17 protein-coding genes are annotated in these 21,804 nt (G+C 70.2%); 9 read left to right on the top strand and 8 right to left on the bottom strand.

What is annotated here, in order from left to right; all coding sequences use genetic code 11:
* Nucleotides 1-13: 13 nt before the first annotated feature.
* From ACH4U7_RS34700 to ACH4U7_RS34690, 3 genes are all read right to left on the bottom strand, one after another.
* Nucleotides 14-2,758, bottom strand: a complete 2,745-nt coding sequence (locus ACH4U7_RS34700; protein ID WP_398531748.1) for an alpha/beta fold hydrolase — start codon at nucleotides 2,756-2,758, stop codon at nucleotides 14-16.
* 288 nt (nucleotides 2,759-3,046) lie between these two features.
* The gene (locus ACH4U7_RS34695; RefSeq protein ID WP_398531747.1) at nucleotides 3,047-4,216 is read right to left on the bottom strand and encodes an acetyl-CoA carboxylase biotin carboxylase subunit family protein; all 1,170 of its coding nucleotides are present in this window, start codon (nucleotides 4,214-4,216) and stop codon (nucleotides 3,047-3,049) included.
* A gap of 194 nt (nucleotides 4,217-4,410) precedes the next feature.
* A complete protein-coding gene (locus ACH4U7_RS34690) occupies nucleotides 4,411-5,172 on the bottom strand; it encodes a Mut7-C RNAse domain-containing protein (protein ID WP_398531746.1) in 762 nt (253 codons plus the stop codon).
* A 393-nt stretch (nucleotides 5,173-5,565) separates the two neighbouring features.
* Here ACH4U7_RS34690 and stsA point away from each other — a divergent pair, with 393 nt between their 5' ends.
* The 5 genes from stsA (at nucleotide 5,566) to ACH4U7_RS34665 (ending at nucleotide 9,323) form a co-directional block, all read left to right on the top strand.
* The gene (stsA, locus tag ACH4U7_RS34685; RefSeq protein ID WP_370656695.1) at nucleotides 5,566-5,703 is read left to right on the top strand and encodes a StsA family sactipeptide RiPP; all 138 of its coding nucleotides are present in this window, start codon (nucleotides 5,566-5,568) and stop codon (nucleotides 5,701-5,703) included.
* An 83-nt stretch (nucleotides 5,704-5,786) separates the two neighbouring features.
* Entirely contained in the window at nucleotides 5,787-7,205 is a 1,419-nt protein-coding gene (gene stsB, locus ACH4U7_RS34680; RefSeq protein WP_398531745.1) for a StsB family radical SAM/SPASM domain sactipeptide maturase, read from the top strand.
* 12 nt (nucleotides 7,206-7,217) lie between these two features.
* Nucleotides 7,218-7,577, top strand: a complete 360-nt coding sequence (locus tag ACH4U7_RS34675; RefSeq protein WP_398531744.1) for a PqqD family protein — start codon at nucleotides 7,218-7,220, stop codon at nucleotides 7,575-7,577.
* Entirely contained in the window at nucleotides 7,574-8,524 is a 951-nt protein-coding gene (locus tag ACH4U7_RS34670; RefSeq protein ID WP_398531743.1) for an ABC transporter ATP-binding protein, read from the top strand. The genes ACH4U7_RS34675 and ACH4U7_RS34670 overlap by 4 nt, the downstream gene beginning before the upstream one ends.
* On the top strand, nucleotides 8,514-9,323 hold the full coding sequence (locus ACH4U7_RS34665) for an ABC transporter permease (RefSeq protein WP_398531742.1): 810 nt from the start codon (nucleotides 8,514-8,516) through the stop codon (nucleotides 9,321-9,323). The genes ACH4U7_RS34670 and ACH4U7_RS34665 overlap by 11 nt, the downstream gene beginning before the upstream one ends.
* A 62-nt stretch (nucleotides 9,324-9,385) precedes the next feature.
* Here the strand turns inward: ACH4U7_RS34665 and ACH4U7_RS34660 are convergent, their stop codons facing one another.
* Nucleotides 9,386-9,883 (bottom strand): hypothetical protein, encoded by a 498-nt coding sequence (locus ACH4U7_RS34660; RefSeq protein WP_398531741.1) that lies wholly within the window; start codon nucleotides 9,881-9,883, stop codon nucleotides 9,386-9,388.
* A gap of 125 nt (nucleotides 9,884-10,008) precedes the next feature.
* Complete coding sequence (locus ACH4U7_RS34655) at nucleotides 10,009-10,755, bottom strand: ribonuclease BN (RefSeq protein WP_398531912.1); 747 nt, start codon at nucleotides 10,753-10,755, stop codon at nucleotides 10,009-10,011.
* Between the two features lie 195 nt (nucleotides 10,756-10,950).
* Here ACH4U7_RS34655 and ACH4U7_RS34650 point away from each other — a divergent pair, with 195 nt between their 5' ends.
* Entirely contained in the window at nucleotides 10,951-14,385 is a 3,435-nt protein-coding gene (locus ACH4U7_RS34650; RefSeq protein WP_398531740.1) for a SpoIIE family protein phosphatase, read from the top strand.
* Here the strand turns inward: ACH4U7_RS34650 and ACH4U7_RS34645 are convergent.
* Genes ACH4U7_RS34645 through ACH4U7_RS34635 form a run of 3 tightly spaced genes read right to left on the bottom strand, consistent with a single transcriptional unit; the run spans nucleotide 14,382 to nucleotide 16,395 of the window.
* A complete protein-coding gene (locus tag ACH4U7_RS34645; RefSeq protein ID WP_398531739.1) occupies nucleotides 14,382-15,296 on the bottom strand; it encodes a MauE/DoxX family redox-associated membrane protein in 915 nt (304 codons plus the stop codon). The genes ACH4U7_RS34650 and ACH4U7_RS34645 overlap by 4 nt on opposite strands.
* Complete coding sequence (locus ACH4U7_RS34640; protein ID WP_398531738.1) at nucleotides 15,293-15,949, bottom strand: cell wall protein; 657 nt, start codon at nucleotides 15,947-15,949, stop codon at nucleotides 15,293-15,295. The genes ACH4U7_RS34645 and ACH4U7_RS34640 overlap by 4 nt, the downstream gene beginning before the upstream one ends.
* A 14-nt stretch (nucleotides 15,950-15,963) precedes the next feature.
* Entirely contained in the window at nucleotides 15,964-16,395 is a 432-nt protein-coding gene (locus tag ACH4U7_RS34635; protein ID WP_398531737.1) for a septal ring lytic transglycosylase RlpA family protein, read from the bottom strand.
* A gap of 224 nt (nucleotides 16,396-16,619) precedes the next feature.
* Between ACH4U7_RS34635 and ACH4U7_RS34630 the strand changes: the two genes are divergently transcribed.
* The 3 genes from ACH4U7_RS34630 to ACH4U7_RS34620 all read left to right on the top strand — a co-directional run bounded on the left by ACH4U7_RS34630 (nucleotide 16,620) and on the right by ACH4U7_RS34620 (nucleotide 21,748).
* Nucleotides 16,620-18,122: a glutamate synthase subunit beta gene (locus ACH4U7_RS34630; protein ID WP_398531736.1), complete on the top strand. Its 1,503-nt coding sequence runs from the start codon at nucleotides 16,620-16,622 to the stop codon at nucleotides 18,120-18,122.
* Nucleotides 18,123-18,340: 218 nt separating this feature from the next.
* Nucleotides 18,341-19,765: a hypothetical protein gene (locus tag ACH4U7_RS34625; RefSeq protein WP_398531911.1), complete on the top strand. Its 1,425-nt coding sequence runs from the start codon at nucleotides 18,341-18,343 to the stop codon at nucleotides 19,763-19,765.
* A 63-nt stretch (nucleotides 19,766-19,828) separates the two neighbouring features.
* Complete coding sequence (locus ACH4U7_RS34620; RefSeq protein ID WP_398531735.1) at nucleotides 19,829-21,748, top strand: AAA family ATPase; 1,920 nt, start codon at nucleotides 19,829-19,831, stop codon at nucleotides 21,746-21,748.
* Nucleotides 21,749-21,804: the final 56 nt, after the last annotated feature.

Genomic DNA, 21,804 nt, shown 5'->3' with positions numbered 1-21,804 from the left:
CGGGCACCGGTCCTCAGCCGAGCGCGCGGGCCAGTTCCTGCCGCAAGGTCGCCTGGAACGTGTGCACATGCTGCGGACTCATCAAGGTGTAGTGCTCCCCGTCGACCTCGATAAAGGTGTTGGCGCCGCGAGTGAACTCGTTCCAGTGGCTCAGCTGGTCGTCCAGCCACTCCTGTTTGGTACCGCGCAGCGGGGTGCAGTAGAAGACCTTGACCTGCCCGACCGACCCCGACGGCTCGTAGTCGCGGCCCAGGTGCACCATGCTCTGGGCCAGGTCGACCCAGGCGGTGAACCGCTCGAGGGTGAGGTCCAGTTCGGTCAGCCGGCGCTTCGGCGCGTGGTCGATCAGATAGGCCAGCTGATCGGGCTCGGGCAGCGGGCGGAGCGTGGCGGTCAGCTCCTCGATATCGGCGGCGTTGATCAACTCCAGGAACAGCGCCAGGTTGATGGCGCCGTCGGTGAAGCTGATCTCGTTCATACGGCCGGAGATCCGCGGCGGCAGGTTGAAGACCCCCACGAAGTCGACCTGGTCGCCGTCGGCCTCCAACCGCTTGGCGATCTCGAAGGCCACCGCCCCACCGTAGGAGTACCCCGCGACGGCGTACGGGCCGCTGGGCTGCACTCGCCGGATGGCCTCCACATAGGTGGACACCATTTCGTCGAACGATGCGAAGTGGGTCTCGCCCTGGCCGAACCCGCGTGCCCGCAGCGCGTAGAACGGCCGCTCGCCCGTGAAGTACTTGGCGAGGTTGATGAACACCAGCACCTCCCCCAGGCCGGGATGGACGCAGAACAGGGGCGTCCCGTCCCCGGTGACCTGAAGCGGCACCAGCGGATCGTAGGCGGAGTCCCCGGCAGCGTCGACGACCCGCCCGCCCCGCAGGCGGCCGGCCAGCGCTCGTACGGTCGGGGCCTGCAGAAGCGTCGACATGGGCAGATCGTCGATGCCGAATTCGAGCTGAGTCTCCAGTTTGAGCCGCAGCACGTCCAGCGAGGTCCCGCCCAGATCGAAGAAGCTGGCGGTCGCCGGCACCTTCTCGGTGTTCAGCACGCGGGCGTAGATAGCGGCCAGGGCGGTCTCGACGTCGCCCTCCGGCGCCACATAGCCGCCGAGGAACCGGGTGCTGACCTCGTCCGACCGACGGGCCGCCGCGTCCAGGCTGCCGTCTTCGACGGCCGCGCGCAGCCGCGACCGTTGGATCTTGCCGAGGTTGCCGCGGGGGAGATCGGCCTCGGCGACGGGGAGGATCAGCTGCGGGCGGAACCCCCAGTGCATCACCGTGGAGCTGCGGATCGACACGATGGCCCGGTAGACGGCCGTATCATCGGCGGGGTCGCCCGCCGGTACGAACGCGACGGCGAGCTGTTCGGAGTCGGCCCCCTCCGGCCGGATCGGGAAGGCCGCGACCTGCCCGCGCTTCACCCCGTCCAGCTCGTCGAGGACCGCTTCCAGGTCGTGGCTGTAGTAGTTGACGCCGCTGACGATGATGGAGTCCTTGGTGCGGCCGACCAGCATCAACCGCCCCTCGGAGTCGAGGTATCCCAGGTCGCCGGTGCGGAACCAGCCGTCGGGGGTGAAGGCTTGGGCGGTGGCCTCCTCATTGCCGAAGTAGCCGGCGGAGACCATCGTGCCGCGCAGCTGCACCTCGCCCGGCTCGGCCGACGCGGGCTCGTCGGTGGAGGCCAGCACCGCGCCGTCGCCGCCCGTGATACGGATCCGCAGGCCCCGCACCGGGCGGCCCAGCGGGGGGAACTCCGTCTCGAGGTCCTGGGTGGCGAAGTCGCGGTTGAAGATGGAGCCCGCGCATGTCTCGGTCATGCCGAACGCGGGCACTATCACGTCCTCGCGCAACCCGTAGCGGGCGAGCGTACCCAGGAATGTCCGCACGGTGGCGGTCACGGTGGCCTCGCCGCCGGAGATGATGTGCCGCACCCCTGACAGATCCAGCTCCTCCGGCGAGGGCTGCCGCCCGGAGAGGGCCTGGTTGATCTGTCCGAACAGGAAGTTGGGGGTGAAGGTCACGCGCACCCGATGAGCCGCGACCAGCCTCAGGAACTCCACGGGGTCCGCCAGCACCGTGGCCGGAGTTGTCATGACCTGATCGGCCCCATTGAACATCGGCAGCAGATGTGCCTCGATCGCGGCGATGTGATCGGCCGAGATCCAGTTCAACGACTTGTCTTCGGGCCCCAGTTCCAGCGCCCCCGCCTTTCCGGCCTGAGCCGCCAGCAGATTGGCGTGGGTGAGCCTGACCGCCTTGCTCGATCCGGTGGATCCGGAGGTGAGCATCAGCAGGGCGAGATCGTCCGGGGCGGGCGTATGGAGCTGATCGTGCTCGGCCGAGGCATGGCTCAACTCCTCGACCGTCACGGTCCGCAGCCCGATATCGGGCAGGTCTCCATGGGCCGACTTGGAGACGACCATCAGCGGGTCGCCCAAGAGGGTGCGCAGATGCTCCAGTTGGGCGCGCCATCGGGAGGGGTCGGCCGGCGGTGCGATCGGGCACGGCACGACACCGGCGAGCACACACCCCCAGAAGGCGCGGAAGAAATTCTCCGGATCATTGGCCTCGATCAGCACCCGGTCGCCCGGGGCGGTGCCGTAGTCGCGCAGCCCTTGGGAAATCCGGCAGGCGCACTCCCGCAACTCGGCGTACGACAGGAACGGACCACCAATGAATGTAACGCCGTGCGTGGTGTCGGACGAGGCACGTTCAAGCAGCTGAGGGAGCGTCGCAGCAGGAAGTCGATCCGGCATGGGGAAGTCCTCCGATCGGAAGTCACGGAAAACAAGAGGGAGCAGAGGCTCGGGCGCGGCGTGTCGCGAACGACACGGGGCCTGGCGCTGAATTCCCATCACGGACGGATGGTTATGGGGACCCTGGGGATGTCACGGATCTTGGGCGGGTCACAGGCGGTGAGTCACAGGTGAATGCGGCCGGGGCCGGACGCGGCGTGGCGCCCGCGGCGCAGAGGAGCGCGGCGAGGTGATCTCATGGGCGCCGGACGTTCCGGGCCGACGGCTCGCTCCGGGGGGGCCGGCGGATCAGGTGGACCCGGTCTCGTTGAAGCGCACGATGTCCTCGATCTTTTTCTGCAGTTTCAGCTCGTCCGGGTCGGATACGATTGCCTTGCCGACGAGGCCGTATGGCCCGATCGGCGCATCAGGAGATGAATTGTAATCAATCTCATCGAAGACGAAGTTGCGTTCGAAGTCCGCTTGGGTCAGCTTGCCGCCCTTGCCGGGGCGCAACAGAATGCAGCCGTGGAATCGATCCGGCGTCCTGTTCTTGCTCAGTTCTTGAGATGCCCCTTCCCCGAGCGCGAGGCTGATTTCGACGTCGAAGAGGTCGACGCCGAATGTCAACTGGGTCATCTGCGGGGTCAGCCCTCCTGGAATACGGATGGCACACTCGCCGAAAGTCAGCCCCGCCTCCGTGGTGAAGATCTCCAAGTGGAATACGCAATCAGGCGCATTCAGGCTGGTGAGTACCTGGTCGGCGAGTGTCTCCGACTCATGGAAAAGTGCCGAATGCCGCCTTTTGTCCAGTAGATAGGCGGCCATGATGCCGCCTTGCGCGGCCGTCAGCGGTGATACGTGGTAATTGCTCATGGACGACCATCGGAGATCGCCGTTCTCCCAGACCCCGTCGATATAAACTTCCGGGGCGTCTATGAAGGATTCGGCGACGATCTGGACATCCGAGTGGCCCGGGAACGGCTCCAGGGCTCGTGAATACTCCCCCGGGGAACGGACGATGCTGGTGCGGAGCGAGCCGGCGCCGGTCGCCGGCTTGACCACGAAGACGCTCCCCAGGTCGTCGGCGAGATCCGCGAACGAGGTGTCCTGTGACACGTATCGACAGCGGGCCCGCTTGATATGAGGCGGCAGCTTGCTCTTCTGAAGGTACTTGTCCCGGAAATAAAGAGCCGTCTTTGAATCTGTATTCCCGGGCAGATTCAGCTGCTGCCGCAAATAGATTGCCCCGAATACGCCCATTTCATGGACGCTCAGCGCCCCGACCACGTCATCGATGCCCGCGGAGAGCACCGCCCGCAATACTTCCTGGACGTTCTCGATGTCGATGACACGCTTGAATCGTCGATCCTTCGGGGGGATCGCCGGTTCCTGCGCGATATAGAAGGGATCCAAGCCTCGGCGCCGCAGAGCCTGGTCGAGATCGGGTCTATATCCGATAACAATCACCGTCGGCATTTCTTGCCTCCCCGTATGACGGCCGACCAAAACGCTTAGTCACTTCGTCGAGGCCAACACTGTGGCATCGTCGCACAGGGATACAGAGTTGTGATCCTTTGCCGATGGGCTGTGACGCAAGTCACAAGTTGGGCCATGGGTGGGAATGGAATCGTTTAGTCCATTCCTGCTCCACGGGGTGCATTTTGCCGACCTCAACCGAAACGCGCAGGCGAGGGCCTGTCGTCAATGGGGGCGCCGAACTCCCCCATCGCCTGCCGGACGATCTCCTCCAGCCGGGCGTGGTGCGCGCCGCGCCAGTACACGCGCTCACAGACCGTGCACTGGGCGAAGACGTCATAGGTGCGCCGCGTGCCGTGCTCCAGGCGCTCGCGGACGGCGTCCTTGTCGGCGTCCTCGAGCGGGCCGTTGCACGCGGTGCACCGCGTCCAGGGGGCGAGCTGCGGGGTGAACCGGCCGAGCACATCGCGCAGTTGATCGTCGGGGCGGTCGCTGTAGACGAACGCGCCGGCCCACAGTTCGCGCCGGCGCAGCAGCCCCCGGTCCCGGGAGAGCAACACCCGCCGCTGAGCGGCGGAGAGCGCGGCCAGGGCGGGGTCGCCGATGTCCTCGCTCTCGTACGCCGCGTCCACGCCCAGCAGCCGCAGCCGCCGCGCGAGCGTGCCCAGGTGCACATCGAGCAGAAAGCGCAGCGGTGCGCCGGGCACCCGCTGCGGCCGCACGACCGCGCGCACCTCAACGGACTCCCCCGCACGGGGCACATGCGACACCGGAGTCTCGCGGCCGTCCACGAACAGCCCGCCGACCTCGGTGAGCGGAACGCCCAGCGACTCGACGACGTGTCCGAGCGTGGATGCCCCGTCGGTGCGGACGGCGGTCCGGTCCCGGCGTCGCTCGGGGACGGCGAACATCCGCAGTTCGGGGGCCAGGCTGACATGGATCTCCGGTCCGTTCACATGGCCAGCATGCCAGGCCGCGGGCCGGAAGAAAATCCAATAACTCCCGTCACTTCCGTCGCTTCCCGCCACTCGCCGGCGAAATACAGAAATGATCGACACGCGGAGCACAAGGGCCTCTCGGGCGTCATTAAATCGACGGGAGGAAAATGGCGTGAATAGAGTGCCCGCTCGGGCACCCCGATCGCCTACCATCCGGATCGCTTTGTTCCTGTTGACACTTCCGACCGACCGCCCCAATGCTGTGAGGGTTCGGCCGATCTGCCGCACAACCCATGCCCGCCCTTGCGATGGGAATACGCCATGCCCCCATCGTCCGGCGCGCCCGAAAATCAGGGCCGGCCTGTCCGGGAGCGGGTATCCGCAAGCGCCAATCGCGAGAAAGGATGAATCATGGAAAGTCCTGTCTGGGTGAAGCCGGAAATGCTTCCGATCGAGTTCGACATCGACCAGCCGTGCTCCTGCGACTGTTCGGGCGGTGCCGGCGCCGGGTCCGGTAACGCGGAGTCCGAGCCGAGACTCGAGATCTGACCGACGGCTGTCGGCAGTCCCCGTCAGCCGGCAGGCGGGGCCCGGCGCGCGGCCGGGCCCCGCCTGCTCATGGGAGGTGCAGGATGAAGCTACTGGAACAGTGGTCCGACCTGATCGTTCCCGAAGATCTCGTCTATTTCCGGCACTCGGAAAGGCGGCTGGTCGCCAACCCCGAACTGGCCGCCTGGTGTGTGCTCACCGAACCGGAATCCGCCGTGCTGAAAGCGCTCAGCCGCGGCCAGGAGCCCCCGTCGTCCGACAGCGGATCCGCCGAGGTGGAGCGTGTCCTGGCCAAGCTCGTGCTCAAGTGGATCGTCTATCTGCCCGGCCATCGCCCGGCGGTGCGCCAGCCCGAGCCGAGCCTCACCACCGTCTATTACGCGATCACCGACGGCTGCAATCTGCGCTGCCCGTACTGCTATGCCTCATCGGAGAAGTGTCTGCCCGGGGAGTTGTCCACCGAGGAATCGCTCGACCTCGTCGACCAGGCGGCGGACCTGGGCGTGCGGCAGATGATCTTCACAGGCGGCGAACCGATGCTGCGCAAGGACCTGTTCCTGGTCGCATCGCACGCCCGCGAGCGCGGACTGACCGTCAACATGATCACTAATGGCACGATGATCCGCACGGCGGAGATCGCACGGCAGATCTCGGAGATCTTCGGCACGGTGACCGTGAGCGTGGACGGCGGCACCGCGGAGATACACGAGCGGACCCGCGGCAAGGGCACGTTCGCCCGGACCGGCAAGGGTCTGGGACTGCTCAACGAGGCGGGCGTCGTCCCCGTCATCAATCATGTGGTGACACCGGAGAACGTGGACGCCCTGGAGAAGGTCTGCGAATTCGTGGACGATCTCAAGGTGCGCCGGGTGCGCCTCATGTACCACTCGGACCTCGGCCGCGCGGCGACCGACGGATATGAATTCGGATGGCGGGACTTCCAGAAGATCCAGACATTCTTCTGGACCAATCCGATGGCCGACAAGCTGCTCCCCGACGGCCCCAAGGCCAGCAAGCCCTGCACCATCAGGGGAAACTGCGGCATGGGCGGCAATGAGATCTATATAAATTCACTGGGCGATGTGTATCCGTGCAAACTCGTCACCGAGCCGGTGCACAAGGCCGGTAATGTACGGGAGCACCGGCTGACCGAACTCTTCGCGGCCCCGGTGCTGGCCGATATGCGCGGCAACAGCGTATTCAGCGGCGAGAACCTGAAGGACTGCCGCCGCTGCTACATCCGGGCGGCCTGCGGCGGTGGCTGCCGGGCGTACCACATGGCGGAGAGCGGCGATGTGCACCGCAACGGCCGCCATCTGTGCCGGATGCTGCGCCACTCCATGATCTCCAACTGGTGGCGGGCCGCCGGGGTGTCCGGACGCGAACTCACCGAGCACCAGGACCAGCTGCTCCAGCCCCACCTGGTCCGGGACGACACGGTCCACCCGGTGTACGAGGACTGGAAGACCCCGGGCCGTCGCCTCCTCCCCCTCGTCAACTGAAGGGATACGTCCATGCGCTACCGGATCGCCCCCGACGTCGTCTGGATGGCCGACGACGGCGAAGTGCGGCTCTACGACGGCCATTCAGGCGAGTTCCAGACCCTCAACAGCACGGGTGCCGAGCTATGGCTCCTCGTGTCCGAAGGAAATCCCGCCGACGCGGCCGGCATCGCGTCTCAGATGGCGCAGCGGTACGCCGCCGAGGACACCGGGCAGGCGGCCGTGGTCGTGCGGGATGTGCGCGAGTTCCTGGACACGCTGGCGGGACAGGGACTTCTGCTGACCGACACGGCCGACGTGGCCGACGTGGCCGACGTGGCCGACGTGGCCGACGACGTCGCCGCGTCCGGGGCCGCGGGCCCGTCGGCATGACGCCCGCGGTCCATGCGCACGAGCTGGTCAAGCGGTACGACGGCATGGCACACGACGCGGTGAGCCATCTGTCGTTCGCCATCGAACCGGGCGAGGTCATCGGTCTGCTGGGCCCGAACGGGGCCGGGAAGACCACGCTCATCAAGATGATCTGCGGGGCCACCGTCCCCACCCGGGGCGCCGTCGAGGTGTTCGGGGCCGACCCCGCGGGGCCCACGGGGGCGGTCAAGCGCGGGATCGGCGTCGTCCACCAGAGCGGCCCGTTCGACATGATGCTGCCCGCCCTGGACAATCTGCGGACCGCCGCCAGATACAAGGGGCTGCGCTGGCGCGACGTCCGGCGCCAGGTGGACGATCTGCTCACCGCCTTCGGACTGGACGGCAAGACCGGCCAGCTCACCTTCACCCTCTCCGGAGGGGAGAGAAGGCGCCTCCAGGTCATTCGGGCGCTGCTCGGCGATCCACCGCTGCTGCTGCTCGACGAGCCCTCCGCCGGGCTGGATGTGGGCGGCCGCCGCCAGGTGTGGTCGCTGCTGCACGAACTGCGCCGCCAACGTGGGACCACCATGCTGTGGACCAGTCACTATGTGGAGGAGGTGGAGCGCAACTGCCGGCGGGTCCTGGTGGTCGACCACGGCAGGCTGGTCGAGTTCGCGGCCCCGCGCGAACTCGCCGAGCGGTTCGGCGGCCAGGTGGCATTGGTGCGCCCGGAGCGCCCACAGGACACCGACGCGTTGCAGGCCGTGCTCGGCCGGGCGCAGCCACCGCTGCGGATGACGGCCGGCGAGGGCGAGGTCGAGGTCAGGGGCCACGGCATACGGGCCCGCCTCCCCGCGCTGCTGACCCGTGCGGAGGCGCTGGGGATCGGCATCGGGGCGGTCGAGTACCGCACACCGTCACTGGAGGACGCCTTTTTGACCCTCGTGGGGGCCGGACATGACGGCTGACCTCGTATCGGGACCGGCCACGGGACCGACGCTGCTGCGCGGTGACATCGCGGCGACGATGTACCGCGAGTATCTGCTGCTCACCCGCAACCGCACCAACCTGCTGCTCGCCATCACCCCGAGCGCCGTGTACCTGCTCCTCTTCGCCACCTCCCTGTCCCGTCTGATCGGGGACGTGCGGTACGAGGGCCGTCTTGTCAGCTACCCGGAATTCGCCGTCCCCGCCCTGCTGCTCTCCTCGATGCTCGCGGCGGCCACCACCGCGGGCACCTCCCTCTTCCAGGAGCGTCTGGGGCGGATGGACGTGGAACTGTGGTCCTATCCGTTGCGGCGCGGCAGCTATGTGGCGGGAAAGCTCATCGTCAGTACGCTGCTGATCCTCGCGCAGAGCCTGGCCGCGCTGGGGGTGTCCCTCCTCGTCTTCACCTTCCGCTGGCCGCCGAGCCACTGGGTGGCGATCCTGTGCGGGATCGCCGTCGCGTCGATGGCGTTCAACGGTCTGTATCTGCTGCTCGCCACCTTGTTCAAGGATTTCCAGCGCTTCACGGTGACCATCAACGTGCTCGCGCCCACGCTGCTGTTCGCCAGCCCCTCGTTCTATCCCGCGCCACAGATGGCGCCCGTGCTGCGCTGGCTGTCCTGGGCCAATCCGGTGACGTACGGGATCCGCTGCATCCGGGACGGGGCGCTCAATGGGTTCGGCTCCGCCTGGCCCTGGATGCTGACGCTGCTCGCCTTCGCGGCCGTGGCATGTGCTCTCATCGGACGCTCTTTGATGGCCCGCGCCCGCGAGATCTGACACCGGCGGACCCGGGCCGCGCTCTTCGCGCCCGGGTCCGCCGTACGAGCGTGTTCCGCTGTTCAGGGGATGAGGTGGACGACGATCTCCGTCTGGGCGGCGCCCGGGTTGACGGCCTGGATGAAGCCGTGTGCGGTGCGGTAGACGCCCGTACCTCCCGTGATGGCCAAAGTGACGTCCGAGGGGCCACCGGCCATGATCGTGAACCGTCCCTGGAAGGTGATCTGGCCCTGCGGCAGCACGAGAGTGCCCTCGCACAGCAGGTCGCTCTCGTCGGGGGGCGCGACCCGGGTGATCGTGCACACCTCACTGAACGTGCCCACCTGTTGGCTGTTCTGCAGCACGTTTCCGCTGATGATGAGCTCGTCTCCCTGGCTCGGCCCGAGGCCGTCGAGGTCCAGGTAGCTCTGGTCGACCGGCTGTGTGGTCAGATGGAAGAGGGTCTCTCGATGGGACGGGTCGTAGTTGTCGTCCCCCACGGCCGATGCCGGGGCGGCGCAGGCCAGCAGGGCGGCAAGCCCGGTGGCCGCGCTGAGGCCGGCACGCTTCAGGTGATGCATGGCGCTTATCTCCTCTGCAAAGCACAGGGCCGACAATGCCCATGTGTCATGTAAGGAGAGGATCCGACCAAGATCGTGGCGCCGCGACAGATCCTGGCCATCCGTGTGACCAGCACCCCGTACGGTCAGCCCTTCCCGTGTCGGCGCCGGTTCGTCATCAGCACCCACTCCTCGTGCAGCAGCCTGCCGAGGAGCGCCCCGCCGAAGACCACGAAGCCGACGCCGACCAGCCAGGACTGGACGACCAGGACCGTGCCGACCGGGCCGTACGAGACGGCGCTGGAGGCGATCAGCGGGGAGAACACCAGCCGGGAGAAGATCCGCAGGCCCAACAGCCCGAGCCCGGTCGCCAGCGCTCCGGGCAGCAGGGCGCCCCAGCCGATCCGCCCGCCGAGCAGCACGCGCTGCGACCACCAGAAGAACGCCACCGTCCCCACGATCCCGATCCCCAGCCGCCACCCCGGCCCCAGGTGCGAGGACAACAGGAGGTAGCCGATGAGCACCGCGAGCCACACCAGATGGCGCCAGATGGTGTGCCAGCGGCCCGGGGGCAGCTCCCACACCTTCTCGTAGCCGGTCTGCACCGCGGCGCCGAACCGGAGGCCGAACACGCACAGCGTCGCCAGACCGAACGCCGTGGTGGTCTCCAACGCCTGCCGCGGCGGAGCGAACAGCCGCCGCACCTCGTCCCGCGACCCGTCGGACACCCCGAGCCCTTCGGCCAGCCATTGGGCGAACCCCTGCCGGTTCACCGGGTCGGCCGCGGCGACCACGATCAGCAGCGGTACGAGGGTGAGGAACCCGAGCGCGGCAAAACCCATGGCGCGGTGGAGCAGTTCGAACTCGCTGCCGCGCCGCCATCCACGCCCCATCGGGGAGGCGTGGAAGGCCTCGTGCAGCCGTTTGAAGGGGGATTCGTGGTCCCGCCGCGCCCGTCTGCCGCGCGGCGGTTCGTCGTCTCGCGGTGATCCGTCGTCCCGCGGTGTGGGCCCGCGCACTCAGCAGACCGTACCAACGATTCATCGCGGCACCGCTGTGCCACACTGTGACTGAGGAGAGCCGACTCCATGAACGGGCCCGAGAGGCAGCACTCAACGGTGGAGGAGCTGTTCGCCGCGGGCGGTTCGCTGGGCAGCCTGATGAGCGGCATCGACTGGGCGGCGACCCCCCTGGGGCGTACGGACACGTGGCCTGCCCGGCTGACCGAGGCCCTGCGCATCACCCTCGGCTCCGAACAGCCGATGGCGCTGTTCTGGGGCCCCGAACTCCGGATGCTGTACAACGCGAGCTACGCCGCCGTCATCGGCAGCAAGCACCCGGGGGCGCTGGGCGAGCCGTGCAGTGAGGTGTTCCCGGAGAACTGGGAGACGACCACGGGGCCGCTCTTCCGCTCCGTGGTGGACAGCCGCAAGCCGATCATGGTCACGGACATGGGCGTCACGCTCATCCGGCGCGGCTTCCTGGAGCAGTCCTACTACGACGTCTCCTTCCAGCCGATCATGCAGCCGGACGGCACGGTGGGCGGTGTGCTGCACGTCGTCACCGAGACCACGGCCCGGGTGCTCAGCGAGCGGCGGCTACGGCTGCTGGCTGCCCTCGGCTCCAGGACGGCCGGGCTGCTCACCCCGCAGGACGTCGCCCGTACGGTCGCGGAGGTGCTGGACGGCCACCGCGAGGACGTGCCGTTCACCGCGGTCTATCTGGCGCCAGGCCCCGGAAGGCTGCGGCTGTCCGCCGCCACGGCCGTGGCGGCGGACGCCGCCGGACCGGCCGAGGACCTACGGCTGGAGGAGCCCGCCGAGGAAGGCGGGCTCGCGGCGCGGCTGGCCGCGGTGGTCGAGGGCGCCGCCCCTGCCTGGCTGCCGGGTTCGCTGCTCGGGTGGCCGGGGCAGAAGGCGCTGGTCCATCCGCTGCTCCGCTCGGACGAGGTGGCGGGCGTACTCGTCATGGGGGTCAACCCCAAGCTGCCCGTCAACGCCTCCTACCAGGACTTCTACGATGTGCTCGCCCGCGGTGTGAGCGCGGCGCTGGCGGCGGCGCACACCCAGCAGGAGCACCGTCTGCGCGCGGAGGCGCTGGCCGAGCTGGACCGCGCCAAGACGACGTTCTTCGCCAACGTCAGCCATGAGTTCCGCACCCCGCTGACCCTGCTGCTGGGGCCCGTGCAGCAGGCCCTCTCGGTGGAGGACCGGCCCGAGCGGCGCAGACAGCTCGAACTCGCCGAGCGCAGCGCGCTGCGCCTGTTGAAGCTGGTCAACACGCTGCTCGATGTCTCCCGGGCGGAGGCCGGACGGCTGAGGGGCCACTTCGAGCCGGTGGATCTTTCGCGTGTCACGGCGGAGCTGGCGGCGGTGTTCCGCTCCGCCTTCGACCTGGCGGGGCTCAGCCTGCGGGTGGAGTGTCCCCCGCTGCCCGGACCGGTGCATGTGGACCGGGAGATGTGGGAGAAGATCGTCCTCAATCTGCTCAGCAACGCGCTCAAGTTCACCTTCGCGGGCGGGGTCACGGTGCGGCTGGCCGCGGCCGGGGACCGGGCGCGGCTGACCGTGGCGGACACCGGCACCGGGGTGCCCCCGGAGGAGCTGCCGTATCTCTTCGACCGGTTTCACCAGGTGCGCGCGGCGCGCTCGCGCTCGCACGAGGGCAGTGGCATCGGCCTCGCGCTCGTCAAGGACCTGGTCGAGCTGCACGCGGGCACCGTCTCGGTGAGCAGCAGGCCGGGCGAGGGCAGCACATTCACCGTAGAGGTGCCGTTCGGCACCGCCCATCTCGCGGCGGGCACTACCGGCGCCCCTCTCGGTCATGACGGGACCGCCCGGCAGGAGCGCATCGCTGCCTATGCCGGGGAGGCGCTGCACTGGCTGCGCAGCGACGCGGACCTGACCGCGGACACCGCCAAGGACACCGCCGCCGCCCCGGTCCCCGCCGAGGAGTGGATCCCGGTGGCTTCGCCCGAAGGTGACGGCGCCCGCCGGCCGCTGCTGCTGGTCGCCGACGACAACGCCGATGTGCGCTGCTATCTGAAGGAACTGCTCGGCCCGGACCACGATGTGCTGCTGGTCGGGGACGGCCGGGCGGCGCTGGATACCGCCCTGTCGCGCCCCGTCGACCTGGTGCTGACCGATGTGATGATGCCGCGGCTGGACGGATTCGCGCTCGTACGGGCGCTGCGCTCGGATCCCCGGACCGCCCGCCTGCCGATCATCCTGCTGACCGCCAGGGCCGGGGAGGAAGCGACGGTGCAGGGCCTGCGGGCGGGCGCCGACGACTATCTCGCCAAACCCTTCTCCGCCCGCCAGCTGCTCGCCCGGGTGCGCGCCAACCTGGAGCTGTCGCGCCTGCGCGAGCAGGTGCTCACCGACAGCCGCCGCCACGCGGCCGCGCTCACCTCCCTGGCCCAGGCGAGCATGCTGTTCTCCGACAGCCTCGACCCGCCGCAGGTGCTGGAGACCGCGGCGGAGGTGCTGATTCCGGCCCTCGCCGACGAGATCCGGATCCGGTTCACCGACCCGCGGGCGGAGCAGTCCGTGTTCGTCTCGGGCAAGCGGACGGTCGGACCGATGGAGTTGGAGCGCGCCCTCGGCGAAAGCCTCGGCGCCGGCCGCGCCCGGACGCCCCCACCCGACACCGTGCTGTCCGTACCGCTGGTCGCCCACGGCCGGAGGCTCGGGGCGCTGGCCGTTGCCAGGCGCGGGCCGGCGTACCGCGAGGGGGACCGGAGGCACCTCGAATCCCTCGCGGGCAGGCTGGCCCTCGCCTACGACAACGCCGCCCGGTTCCGCAACGAGCGCCGGCTGGCGCTGACCCTGCAGCGGGCGCTGCTGCCCCAGCACCTGCCCCAGGTGCCCGGACTGCGCACCGCGTCCTACTACCGGGCCAGCACCACCGGTACGGAGATCGGCGGCGACTGGTACGACGTGATCGCGCTGCCCGGCGGGGCCATGGGGCTGGCGATCGGCGATGTGATGGGCCACGACGTAGACGCCGCGACCGTGATGGGCCGACTGCGTCCCGCCCTGCGCGGCTTCGCGCTCGACCGCGCCGCCCCGGGCACGCTCCTCGCCAAGCTGGACGCGTATCTGCGGTCGCTGGACGTCGAACACTTCGCGACGTGTCTGTACGCGGTGTACGAGCCGCGGACCCGCCGGCTGCGGTGGGCGTCGGGCGGACACCTTCCGCCGCTGGTGGTGGCGGGCGAGGCCACCGATTTTCTGCAGACCCGGCCGGGCGCCCCGCTGGGGCTGGCGCAGGGGGCGCCCGAGAACCACGCGACGCGGCTGCCGGCCGGCGCCGGGCTGCTGCTGTACACCGACGGTCTGGTGGAGAACAGCAGGCTCTCGGTCGACGCGGGGCTGGCGGCCCTGCGGGCGACCTGCGCGGGGCTGTCCGAATCGGAGCGGCTCGACCCGCAGCGGATCATCGACCGGTCCATGGGCCTGCTCCACGCCCCCGGGCGCGTCGACGACGACACCGCCCTGCTCGCCGCGTCGTCCGGGCCCTAGTCAGACCCTGGACTCCTGCCGGGGAGCGGCCGGGTGGGGGCCGCCACCGGCTCTCCGGTGTCCGCGTCGACGACACCGACGCGGACCGCGGGCTCGGCCACCGTGTCCAGGCTGGCCGCGGCGTCCACGGCGAAGAGCACGAAGACCGGCCTGGCGCCCTGGCCCCCGCCGTGCACCCCGGAGTACTGGAGGACGCGCCAGCCACCGTCGTCCCAGTGGTCAAGCAGCGCGGACCGCACCACCGGGGCCGCCGCCCGCCAGGCCAGCGAGCGCTCCAGCAGCTCGACCGTGGCGGCCACCGGGACCACGCCGCCGTCCATGGGCCCGGCGAGCGGCGGCGGCCCGGCGCCCCGCCGCCGAAGGCCACGCGCCCGAACGCCGCGCCACCACCAGCCCGCACGGCCGTCGGCCGAAAGCGCCACGAGGCCGATCGCGCCGCCGCCGACCAGGCACAGCGAACCGACCGGCCGCCGCGCCACCGCGGCCCACCAGGGCTCCCCCGCCGACGCCGCCACGGCCGCCACCGCGCCACCCGCGGCCAGGGCGGTGGCACGGGCGAAGGCGCGCCAGGTGACGGGGGCCGCACCGCTCCCCGTACAGCCGCAGGACGAGCCCGGTGCGGCCCGGCGGGCGTAGCCCAGATAGCCGGTGAAGCCCACGCCGAGGACGGCTGCCGCCACCCCCGGGGCCACGGTCCCGGGCAGCGTGAGCAGCGCGATGGCGAGCAGCAGTTCCAGTACGCCGAGCAGCCGCAGGGCGAGCGCGGCCGGGCGGGCGCCGTGCGACAGCCGGACGAGCGCGGCGGGCGGCGCCGGGCGGGTCAGGCGGCGGGACCACAGCTTGGCCACGCCGGTCCAGCCGAGCAGCCCGGCGGTCAGCAGCGGGGCCGCCCCGGCGGGCGGGGCGATCACCGTACTCTCCGCGGCGGGGGCCCGACCGAGACCCGGACGATGTCCACGGCCCCGTCCGCGGGCCGCCACGCGCCGAGCACCTGGGCGCCGTCGCCCACCCGCAGCCGGGACAGATCGGAGGTGGGGGCGGTGCGCGCGTACGAGGCGCTGGTGGTGGCCGGGGACAGATGGCCGACGATCCGGTGCGCTCCGTGCGTCAGATGGAGCCGGTCCTGTTCGATGCCGCGGACGGTGGCGTAGAGGTTGACGATGTTGACCCACACCGCGTCGGCGGCGACGGTGCCATCGGGCATCGGGACACCACGGGCGTACAGCCCGTCACCGGCCTCGATCTGCTCGGCGGTGGCGACCCCCGCCTTCCAGACGCTGGTGGCGTTGGTCAGCCGTACCCGCGCCCGGTCGCCGTGGGATCCGGCGATGTCCAGCACACTGCCGTCGATCCGCTGGATCCGGCCCTCCACGAAGGCGCTCCGGGCGACGGCCGGGTCCAGGGGTTCAAGGGGCGCGGTGAAGGCGGCGTCGGCGTCGACGGCACCCAGCGAGGTCGCGCCGACGATGGTGGCGCCACCCAGGGCCACGGTGGTCAGAAACCGCCGTCTGCCGTGGTCCGCAGGGTCGTTGAGGCGGCCGGGGGCCGGTCGGGGCGGGGTCATGGCCGGGTCCTCCGTCACTCGTCGATCAGCACCGGCAGGGTGCCGGAGCTGAGGCTGCCGAGGGCGGAGAAGGCCGCGGGCGTGAGGTCGATGACCCGGTTGGTCCGGCAGACCCCGTCGCAGCAGGTCTTCTCGGAGCAGAAGCTCTTGGTGCGCGGGCCGCAGTCGGTGATCGTCACGCACACCGACGCGTCGGAGCACTGGTGGCGGACGGTCAGTACGCTGCCACAGCCACGCTTCGGTATGTCCTCCCCGCACAGGTCCGGCCGGGTGATCTCCCAGCACTCCCGCGAGGCGTGCGGCCACGCGGCCTGTAGCTCGCCGGACCGGCAGGTGCCACACGCGCCGCCACCCGTGCTCGCGCACGGGCCCCAGGAGTTGCCGCAGCAGAACCAGCTGGCCTCGCCGGCCCACAGGGGCGTCGATCCGCGAGATCCACAGGCCATGACGCCGCTCCCTTCGTCTCTCTTTCCGCGCGTCTCCTCCAGCGTGCGGGGAACATCACCGGGCGGCGATCGCGCATGCGCCGACTGCGCGGTGGCCGCAGGTGGCGGCCGCATGGGCGCCCTTGCGGCCGGACGTACAGTGGGGAAAGGCGTGGTGTCCACGGTGCGCCCGCCACCAAGCGGCCGGTCCGTGACACGGACAGACACGGGTAAGGAATGCCGCCATGGCCGACCCGAAAGGCTTTCTCTCCACACCTCGCCGGCTTCCGCCGCGCCGCCCGGTGGCCGAGCGGGTGCGGGACTGGAACGAGGTGCAGGTGCCCGGCGGTCTGCTGCCGATCGTCGGCGCGCAGGCCGGGCGCTGCATGGACTGCGGCATCCCGTTCTGCCACGAGGGCTGCCCGCTGGGAAACCTCATCCCCGAATGGAACGAGCTGGTCTCGCGCGGCGACTGGCGGCGGGCGAGCGAGCGGCTGCACGCGACCAACAACTTCCCGGAGTTCACCGGCCGGCTGTGCCCGGCGCCCTGCGAGAGCGGATGTGTGCTGGCCATCAACCAGCCCGCGGTGACGATAGAGAACGTCGAGCGGGCCATAGTGGACCGGGCGTGGGAGAGCGGCTATGTGACCCCGAAGCCACCGGAGCGGCTGTCCGGGAAGACCGTCGCGGTCATCGGCTCGGGCCCGGCGGGCCTGGCCGCGGCCCAGCAGCTGACCCGCGCCGGACACACGGTGGCGGTGTACGAGCGGGCCGACCGGGTAGGGGGTCTGCTGCGCTACGGCATCCCCGAGTTCAAAATGGAGAAGCGCCACCTCGACCGCCGGCTGGCGCAGATGCTCGCGGAGGGCACCAAGTTCCGTACGGGCGTGGGCGTGGGCACCGACGTGGACGCAGCCGAGCTGCGGGCCCGTTACGACGCGCTGGTCATCGCGGTCGGGGCGACGGCGTGGCGGGAGCTGTCGGTGCCGGGGCGGGAGTTGGCCGGAATACACCAGGCGATGGAGTATCTGCCGCTGGCCAACCGGGTCCAGGAGGGCGACTTCGCCCGGCCGCCGATCACGGCCGAGGGCAGACATGTGGTGATCGTCGGCGGCGGGGACACGGGCGCGGACTGCCTGGGCACCGTGTTGCGCCAGGGCGCCGCCTCCGTCACCCAGCTGGACATCCACGTCCGGCCCGGGACCGAGCGGCCCGAGGACCAGCCCTGGCCGGTCCACCCGAAGATCTACCGGATGTCCGCCGCCCATGAGGAGGCCCAGGAGCTGGGCGCGTCCCCGGACGCCGATGTGGACGCGCGGCTGTTCTCGGCCGCCACGATCCGCTTTGAAGGGGCGCGCCCTGGCCCGGGAGGCGCGACGGGCGCTGTCCGGGCGCTGCGGCTGGTCGGGGTCAACGCGGACGGGCGGCCCGAACCGGGCTCCGAGCGGGTGCTGCGGGCGGACATGGTCCTGCTGGCGCTGGGCTTCTCGGGTCCCGAGCGGGACGGCGGTCTGATCGCCCAGCTCGGCCTGGAACTCGACGCCCGGGGCAATATCGCCCGGGACGAGGGGTTCGCCACCGGTTGCGAAGGCGTCTTCGTGGCGGGTGACGCGGGCCGCGGCCAGTCGCTGATCGTATGGGCCATCGCGGAGGGCCGCTCCGCCGCCGCGGCCGTGGACCGCTATCTCGCGGGCTCCACGACGCTCCCGGCCCCCGTCACCCCGGCCGACCGGCCGATGGTGGTCTGAGCGCGGCGGCCCCGGCTGGATCCGGCGCGGCGGGGCCGGGGCGGCGGACCCGGGGCGGCGCTGTCAGACCCGGTGGATAACGTTCTTGGTAGCGGAGCCGGTCAGGGCCGCGCCGGAACGCGGCATGCGGAAAAGCGGCATGCGGGATGAACGTGCGGGATAAAGGGGGGCAAGTGGCACGGGTGACGGGGGAGAGCCGGCATGCCGCGGCGCGGGGGGTGATCGACCTGCGCGACCGCCGGGCGCTGCTGGAGTGTCAGGTGGCGGATCCGGCGGTGGCGGAGGAGGGCCGTCGGCTCAAGGAGGCGGCGCTGCTGGACTTCGGGGTCAAGGACAGCGTGGTGGGCTCATGGCTGTACGCCAAGTGCCACCACCAGATCGCCACCGCGGCGGTGGACACGGCGGCGGTGGTGGCCGTGGGCGACGGCAGCTGCCTGCTGCTGTACAACCCTGAGTTTTTCGTCCGGATCGGGCCGAGCGGCGTGCGGTTCGTGCTGTTCCACGAGGCGCGCCATCTGATCCACCGCCATCTGTACGTGGACGAGGAGCTGCGCGCCGACCCGGTCTTCGAGTTGGCCGCCGAGGTGGCGATCAACCATGTGGCCATGGTCCGTCTTGGGCGTACGGAGCTGCCCGCCCAGGAGGTGCCGGACGGCCTCGGGGGCACCCGCCGGGAGCCGGTGGGCGTCGACCCGCGCGAGGTGCACGGGCAGTATGTGGCCGATCTGTCCGAGCAGGGCCTGACGCCGCTGTCCTACCGGGACTTCGTCGACACCGACCTGGGGGTGTACGGGGAGCTCAAGCGGATGCGCCGGCCGCCCGTACCGCCCGCGGTGTGCATCCATATGCAGTTGGCCGGGGCCGAGCAGGGCCAAGGGGCGGGCCGTAGCCTGCCGATGGACGAGGAGACGCTGTCCTCCATCGTCGACGCCACCTTGAGCGAGGCGATGCGGGCGGCGCTGCGCGGCGAGGGCATCGCCCGGGAGGAGATGCTGGCCCTGGCGGACCGCACCGCCGGGGGCGGCAAACGGCTGGAGCGCATGTGGGGCCGGATGGGCCTGGCCGCGCTGCGCGGTGAGACCCCGCGGACCCGGCGGGTGGAGTGGTGGCGGCGCTGGCTCTCCGATGTGCTGGCCTCCAAGCTGCGCGAGGGCGAGCGGCTGGTCTATCCGAAGAAGCAGGGGGCCGTGCTGCTGGCGCTCGGCCATGACCCGATGCTCTCCCGGCGGGGCGCGGAGCGCACCAAGGTGGTGGTGGTCGCGCTGGACACCTCGGGTTCGATGCCGCAGCAGGTGGTCGACTGGATCACCTCGCTGGTGGGCCGGACCGACGGGGTGGAGAGCCACTGGCTGAGCTTCGACGGCGCCGTGATGCCGTTCGTCCCCGGGGAGCGGGTGCTCGGCGGCGGCGGGACGAACTTCCAGCTGGTCGTCGACTATGTCGAGGGCCGACTGGAGGTGAACGGGCGGCGGTTCGAGGAACGGGCCGACGCGGTGATCATGGTCACCGACGGCTATGCGCCCAAGGTCACCCCGGCCCACCCCGACCGGTGGATCTGGCTGATCACGGACGGCGGGGACGACTGGCCGGAGCGGCACGATCCGCCGATGGCCTGCCACCGGGTGGTCACCGGTGACAGCTGACGGCCGACTCGTCGGCTGACCGTTTCGCACATCGACAGACACACAACGAGGGAACAGACCACTGTGAGCAGCGTGGAGACGACGGCACCGACCACGGAGGACGGGTCCGCCGACCGGGCGGGGCGGACGGCGCGGCAACCGCAGAAGACGCCGAAGCCACAGAAGACGGCGCGGCGGACCGGGCCGGGCAGCGGCGCCCGTCTTGAGCAGTTCATCAGCGCGATGATCGCCATGGGGCAGACCGGGCAGGTCTTCGGCGAGCACGGCATCGGCAAGACGTCGACGTTTCTCTCCTACGTCCCCGAGGCGCACCCCGGCACCGAGGTGATCCTGGTCCCGGCGGCCAATCTGACCCCGGACGATCTGCTGGTCAACGCGCCGGTGCGGGACGAGCACAGCGGTGAGCTGGTCCTCACCCAGCTGATTATGCGTCAGCTCACCCCCGGTAAGCCCTTTGTGCTGCTGATCGACGACTCGCTGCAGGCCGGTGAGACCATTCAGTCCCAGCTGATGCAGATCGCCTGCAACTGGACGCTCGGCGAGCACGATCTGCGCAAGCTCGGCTGCGTCGGCGTCTTCCTCGCCGACAACGAGTCGCTGGCCGAGACCAGCGCCCGGCGCAGCGATCTGGCCGTGCTGGACCGTATGGTCACCCTGCGGGTGACCGCCAATGACACCGCCTGGCGGCAGAACCTGGCCGAGCGCTACGAAAACTGGGACCTGACCGAGGTGTTCCGGCTCTGGGCCGGGCTGACCCCGCGGCTGCGCTCGCTGCTGTCGCCGCGCACCCTCCAGCATGTGCTGGACTGCGCCCGCGCCGGGTTTCCCTTGTCCTGGGCGCTGCCGCTGGTCGGCGGTCAGCGGCTGCGCCTGCGGGATATGAAGTCGGACGGCAAGCCGGGCCCCGACCGCACGGCGGAGATCCTGGACGGCATCGCGGCCGCCGTCGGCTGCCCGAACCCCTCGACCATCGCGGATCCGGTGCGCGCCATTTTGCGCACCGCCGTCCGGGAGAACTGGTCCGTGCTGCTCCAGGGCCCGCCCGGCTGCGGCAAGACGGAGATCACCAAGGCGGTGGTCCGGGAGGAGACGGGGCGCGACCCGGTCTATTTCTCGCTGCCGGTGACCAATGTCGAGGACCTGTGCGTGCCGATCCCGACGCCCGACGGCACCCTGGACACGCTGCTCAGCCGCTCGCTCATGGGGCCCGAGTCCAAGGTGATCGTCTGGGACGAGTACAACCGGCCCAAGGACAAGGCCACCTTCGCCAAGCTGATGGAGATCACCCAGGAGTGGTCGCTGGCCGGCCGGCCGATTCCGGGGCTGTGCGCCCAGATAGCGCTGCAGAACCCGCCGTACCACCTCGGCCGCAAATTGCTGGTCAGCAGCAACAACGTGGCGCAGGCCAGCCGTTTCACGGTCAGCTACGAGGTGAGCCCGCAGGACATCCCCGCCAATCAGTGGCTGATCGACACCTATGGCGAGGTGGCCGAGACGGCGCTGGAGTGGTGGAAGAGCGATATCGACGACGAGGGCCGGGAGTGGATCACCAAGCGGACCCTGGAGCGGCTGATCAAGCTGCATCTGGCCGGGCAGCCGCTGGAGACCGGGCTGATCTACCTCGGCGACGGGGAGTACGCCCCGGTGCCGCTGTCCCAGCTCGAGGCGCGGCTGTCGGAGAGCCTGGGGCAGAAGGTCATCGGGCTGAAGGAGCTGGCGCGCGATGTGGCGGAGTGGGAGGCCAGGCTGGCGGCGGCCTGTGAGAGCTCGTCCGAGGGCACCAATGACACCGATCTGGTGCACCAGGTGTTCGCCAACGCCGAGGTCTCGCAGCTGAAGCGCCACGCCGAGGTGGTCGCGCGGCTGTTGCGCCATATGCCGCCGAAGCTGCGCGCCGCTCATCTGGTGGGGCAGACCCCGGAGCGGCAGCGGTTCTGGATCGGCGCGCTGTCCAGGATGTCCGAGCTGTCCGCGACCCCCTGAGCCCCCTCTTCCCGTCCCTCCCCCTTCTTGCTCCCCTGCACTCTTCTCGACGATCG

Source organism: Streptomyces sp. NPDC020845 (assembly GCF_044334165.1).
Lineage (GTDB): Bacteria > Actinomycetota > Actinomycetes > Streptomycetales > Streptomycetaceae > Streptomyces.
This window is presented reverse-complemented; position numbering and strand designations above follow the sequence as displayed.

What these genes read in the sequence shown, in the direction of transcription:
- ACH4U7_RS34700 (WP_398531748.1), bottom strand. Translation starts at nt 2,758, where the DNA reads ATGCCGGATCGACTTCCTGCTGCGACGCTCCCTCAGCTGCTTGAACGT.
- ACH4U7_RS34675 (WP_398531744.1), top strand. Translation starts at nt 7,218, where the DNA reads ATGCGCTACCGGATCGCCCCCGACGTCGTCTGGATGGCCGACGACGGC.
- ACH4U7_RS34655 (WP_398531912.1), bottom strand. Translation starts at nt 10,755, where the DNA reads ATGGGGCGTGGATGGCGGCGCGGCAGCGAGTTCGAACTGCTCCACCGC.
- ACH4U7_RS34635 (WP_398531737.1), bottom strand. Translation starts at nt 16,395, where the DNA reads ATGGCCTGTGGATCTCGCGGATCGACGCCCCTGTGGGCCGGCGAGGCC.
- ACH4U7_RS34630 (WP_398531736.1), top strand. Translation starts at nt 16,620, where the DNA reads ATGGCCGACCCGAAAGGCTTTCTCTCCACACCTCGCCGGCTTCCGCCG.
- stsB (WP_398531745.1), top strand. Translation starts at nt 5,787, where the DNA reads ATGAAGCTACTGGAACAGTGGTCCGACCTGATCGTTCCCGAAGATCTC.
- ACH4U7_RS34660 (WP_398531741.1), bottom strand. Translation starts at nt 9,883, where the DNA reads ATGCATCACCTGAAGCGTGCCGGCCTCAGCGCGGCCACCGGGCTTGCC.
- ACH4U7_RS34670 (WP_398531743.1), top strand. Translation starts at nt 7,574, where the DNA reads ATGACGCCCGCGGTCCATGCGCACGAGCTGGTCAAGCGGTACGACGGC.
- ACH4U7_RS34695 (WP_398531747.1), bottom strand. Translation starts at nt 4,216, where the DNA reads ATGCCGACGGTGATTGTTATCGGATATAGACCCGATCTCGACCAGGCT.
- ACH4U7_RS34665 (WP_398531742.1), top strand. Translation starts at nt 8,514, where the DNA reads ATGACGGCTGACCTCGTATCGGGACCGGCCACGGGACCGACGCTGCTG.
- ACH4U7_RS34650 (WP_398531740.1), top strand. Translation starts at nt 10,951, where the DNA reads ATGAACGGGCCCGAGAGGCAGCACTCAACGGTGGAGGAGCTGTTCGCC.
- stsA (WP_370656695.1), top strand. Translation starts at nt 5,566, where the DNA reads ATGGAAAGTCCTGTCTGGGTGAAGCCGGAAATGCTTCCGATCGAGTTC.
- ACH4U7_RS34640 (WP_398531738.1), bottom strand. Translation starts at nt 15,949, where the DNA reads ATGACCCCGCCCCGACCGGCCCCCGGCCGCCTCAACGACCCTGCGGAC.